The following is a 4265-nucleotide window of genomic DNA, read 5'->3' as shown; positions in this document are numbered from 1 at the left end:
GACGCCCTACTAAGAAATTTGGTGCAAATATAAGTTATCAAATCACACAAGGCAATGCCCATTCTGATGCTTTCTCAATGACAAATTATCATCTCTATGATGAGAGTACGAGAGATAGCTTCCTAGAATCTTATGATGATAGCAATCAACCCCATTTTATCAAGCATTTGGTAAGAGCGCAGGTAGAATCTCAACTGCATGATACTTTTGGTTTGATTGCTGCCTTTAGTATGACACAGAGTATTATCCCTCTGCGTAGGAGCAATAATGACCATTTAGGTAGCTGGGCAACTCCCGTAGACCCAAATGACCAAGGCAGTGCCACGCGCAATCAAACAAGGCAAATCTATAATTATTTTCTTAAAACTTATTATGACCCTAGTGAAAACGTGCGCTTAGAGCTTACTTATACCTATGCACCCCAATATGATTATCGTTTTATTGTTGGAACAAAAGATGATGAGTATCACTTTGATTCAGGCGGGCATCAACTTGGCTTGAAAACCACTTGGGACAATGGTTTAGGCACACTTACCCATGTACTTGGCTATTCATTTTTAGAAAATTCAGTTACCACTAACTTTCATGCAACAAAGTATTGGCAGGCATCAGATTCTAAGCATTGGAGTAATTGGGCAACATGGGTAAGGAGTGGGGGATATGCACCTAGCCAATCTATTCAACACACACTAGGCAACAAACTTATTCAAGATTTTACACCTTTTGAGTTTATTGGCACACAGCATGTTTTTCAGGCGGGATTAGAAATAAACTATCAACACGCAAGCTTTGGATTCTCTAAGCCCTATGATTCTGCGGTGAAAACTTCTACCTTTATGACTCAAGCACAACAAGCTCTCTGTGCGCAAACCAATGGCGAGTGGTGCGACACAGCTAAGGCTTATGACCCAAGAGGATTTGAAAAACTTGATGGTGTCAATGTTGTAGCAAATCCTCATGGAGTGGGAGCTATTTGGAATTATGGGCAGTATTTTCATACCATCACACGATTTGTTTCAGACAGAACAATTGCTTTGCATGATGTAGCCTTTGCAGTGTTTTTCCAAGACGATATGCAGATTCCATTAGGGAAGCTAGGTTCTCTCAATATTCGCGCGGGGGTGAGGTTGGATACAGATTCTTATATGGGGAAATTTACTGCAGGGCATCGATTGTCGCTTAATTATGAAGCACCATGGAATGCAGGAGACACAGGCAGAAACTTTGCCACACAACTCACAACAGGAGTAAATCGCTATTATGGGCGCAACCTCTTTGCTTATCGTTTAGCAGATGGTAGGAATACTCTAAAGACTGATATAAGGCGCAATAGCCCTGATAAAACATGGGAAGAAGTATTAGCAGAGGGCAGAATCTGTACCCCTAGATACCGCGACCCACAGACTAATGAATGGATTTATGATTCTAATTGCAGAGAAACTTATGCAAATTCTGTTAAATTTGAATCACTCAAAGTCCCTTATGTCGATGAGTTTTTGGTGGGTTATGCGCAACATTTATATGATTGGAATGGGGGCATAAAATATATTTATCGTGCAGGCAGAGATGAGATACGTTATGTGCGAAGCGATTATGTAGGATTACCAACAGATTCTCATTATGCTAGCACCTATTATACTTATACTAATGAGGGTAAATCTTGGATACATGTTGTTACACTTGTGATTGAAAATCATAAACCCATAGAATTTTGGGGTATGAAGCATTTTGTTTTGTTTGCGTTTGATTGGAATGGGGTGAAGAGAAATTTTAATGATTATGCTAGCAGCGCAACGCTCCACCAGATTCAAGACAATGAGATAGTATGGGAGGGGCAAGTTGTGCCTTATTCACAAAGACCTGCAAGTAACTTTATGCGTCCTTATACTTTGAGATTAACCACAACACATACTTTTAATATTGGGCGTACAAAATGGTTATGGCACAACTTTTTTCGTTATAGAAGTGACTATGATGCTATGGCAAGAATCCATATTGCTGGGAGACAATACATTGGTAACTTAGCAGGACGGGAACATGCACAATATGACCCAGCACATAATGACAAAGACCAATATATTGCTCAAAGAATTCGCAAGGCATTTACTTGGGATATGCGCATAGGCTTTGAAGTAACACTAGGGAAGGGAAATATCTTGTATATGAATATGGATATTTATAATGTGCTAGATGCGCAAAATCCCACTATTCTCACTGCAAATTATGCAGGAGATTCCTCTGCGCCTACCATCGGTTATGAAGTGGGCAGACAATTTTGGATACAAGTGGGGTGGAAGTTGTAGGGAGACATTATCTGCACTCTGTCATGTTGCAAAAGACAGAATATCTTGTTAGTAAGGTGTTATTGCATAATGAGGCAAAGTGAAAGACTTGTGTGGTAAGTTGTTGTGTTTTCAAATAAAACTTCTAACACATTAGTTAGTCATAAAATACCATCTAAAAACTTAAATTTGGAGACTATTCAATTACTTGTGTTTTAACATTTGATTAAGTCCATTTGTAGATGAACAACTCATAGAGTTAGGACTGCTTCGCTACGATTGCCCTCATTGATTTTTTCGCTTCGCTCAAAAATTGGAGCGATAGAGCATTCTAACAGGAATCTTAATCAAATTTAGATTTATGAATGTATAAGTAACAAAACAAAATCTTTATGAATGAAGAGGAGTTTCGTAACTTAGTTTAAAATAGAATCTGCTTATGGTGTGATTGTATTGCGATGAGGTTAATAGTTATTTTACGTTTTTATCTTGTTGCATATCCTGTGGATAGTAATTAATGATGGGTTCTGCTAAACTGTAGTGGGGATACTTAATACTGTCTAAGACAATTTGTGCCATTGAGAGATTATCAAAATTAAAGACTAAAGGTGCAAGAAAATTAATAGTGGAACGTTCGATGGGGTTTTGCATAACCATAATATTGGCAGTTAAGATATTCTTGCTATTTTCTAAATCTAAGAGTAGTTTTAATGCCATAGGCACTTCAAATTCATAATCGCGCAAAGCAAAGGGATTTACTAAAGTAAAAATAGGTGTAGCGTCATTCGCATTAGTTAATCGTAAAAAAATATCATCTAATTTTTCTAACTTCATCTTATCGACATGCTCAAAACCTAAGATTGGGGATTTTACTTCAAAAATCATAATATTCTCCATAAAAATTAGCAAATAAAAATTATACCAAAACATTAGTATAGCATGTGGGTAGAATAATCATTTAGCAAGACAATATTCTACCAAAAAGTTTATAAATATGCAAAATATAAACATGAATTTTCTATATAATAACGGATATTTTTTTAGGAGTATTGCATTTGATACCAAAAATTTTAATGTGCATGAGACTGAGACAGAATCTAACCCTGCAGTATTCCTTGTTTCTAATACTGTTTTCTTCTGTTCTCCTTTATTCTGGTTGTTCAAAGAACAAAGAAGTTATCTATAACCAACCTGCTAGTTTTTGGTATGAAGGAATCTTTAAGAACATTCGGCTAGGCAATCTTGAAACTGCAGATAGCTACTTTTCATCATTGCAAAGCGAACATCTGAATTCCCCCCTTTTGCCAGAGGCAATGCTTGCTCTAGGGCAAGCACATCTAAACAATGAAGAATACGTCCTGTCAGATTTTTATTTTAAAGAATACCTTAAGCGATTTGGTAGCTCTAGTAATGCAGATTATATTAATTATCTAAGGTTAAAATCACATTTATATGCCTTTAAGAATAGCTCTAAAGATCAGCAATTTATGAGTGAAAGTATTGCTCTCATACAAGATTTTATAGAAAAATATCCTCACAGTCGTTATATTGCATTTGTCCATGAAATGGAAGTAAAATTTGTACTCGGGCAAAATGAGCTCAATACTGCCATTGCTCGTGTTTATGCTAAGAATAACAAAAAAGAAGCAGAACAAATATATAAAGACAGAATTGATTCTGACTTGCAGCAAGCAACAAACCCTAAACCTTCAAAGGTCCCTTGGTACATGGTGCTTTTAAACTGGTAACCATAAAGAAACTTATAGAAATAAAGGATAAGAATGCAAGATAATCAACCAATTACATTGCCTGTTATTGTCGAAGATGAAATGTTTGTTTTTCCCTTTACTATCGCTCCTATTTTTATAGCCGATAAGTCCAATATTGCTGCAGCTAAAATAGCAGAAGAAAGAGATGACACTGTGTTTGTTGTGTGTGCAAAAAATAATCATAAAGACAAAGAGAATGAGATTCAATTTTATG

Annotated in this window: 4 protein-coding genes; 3 read left to right on the top strand and 1 reads right to left on the bottom strand. The window is 36.4% G+C overall.

The genetic code is table 11. The features are described from left to right. Window positions 1-2303, top strand: a 2303-nt coding sequence (locus CQA44_RS12735; protein ID WP_115547328.1) for a hypothetical protein, incomplete at its 5' end; no start/stop codon positions are given. Between the two features lie 450 nt (window positions 2304-2753). Here CQA44_RS12735 and fliW read toward each other — a convergent pair. Beyond that, window positions 2754-3167, bottom strand: coding sequence for a flagellar assembly protein FliW (fliW, locus tag CQA44_RS11345; RefSeq protein ID WP_115547327.1), 414 nt, complete (start codon window positions 3165-3167; stop codon window positions 2754-2756). Window positions 3168-3361: 194 nt separating this feature from the next. Here fliW and CQA44_RS11340 point away from each other — a divergent pair, with 194 nt between their 5' ends. Together CQA44_RS11340 and CQA44_RS11335 are read left to right on the top strand one after the other, a co-directional pair. Continuing rightward, window positions 3362-4030, top strand: coding sequence for an outer membrane protein assembly factor BamD (locus CQA44_RS11340; RefSeq protein WP_115547329.1), 669 nt, complete (start codon window positions 3362-3364; stop codon window positions 4028-4030). A gap of 33 nt (window positions 4031-4063) precedes the next feature. Beyond that, on the top strand, window positions 4064-4265 hold a 202-nt coding region (locus CQA44_RS11335; RefSeq protein WP_147289800.1), incomplete at its 3' end, for a hypothetical protein.

The organism is Helicobacter sp. MIT 14-3879 (assembly GCF_003364125.1).
This window is presented reverse-complemented; position numbering and strand designations above follow the sequence as displayed.

Bases quoted from the DNA above. Each gene is read 5' to 3' on its own strand.
- fliW (WP_115547327.1), bottom strand. From the start codon at position 3,167: ATGATTTTTGAAGTAAAATCCCCAATCTTAGGTTTTGAGCATGTCGAT.
- CQA44_RS11340 (WP_115547329.1), top strand. From the start codon at position 3,362: ATGAGACTGAGACAGAATCTAACCCTGCAGTATTCCTTGTTTCTAATA.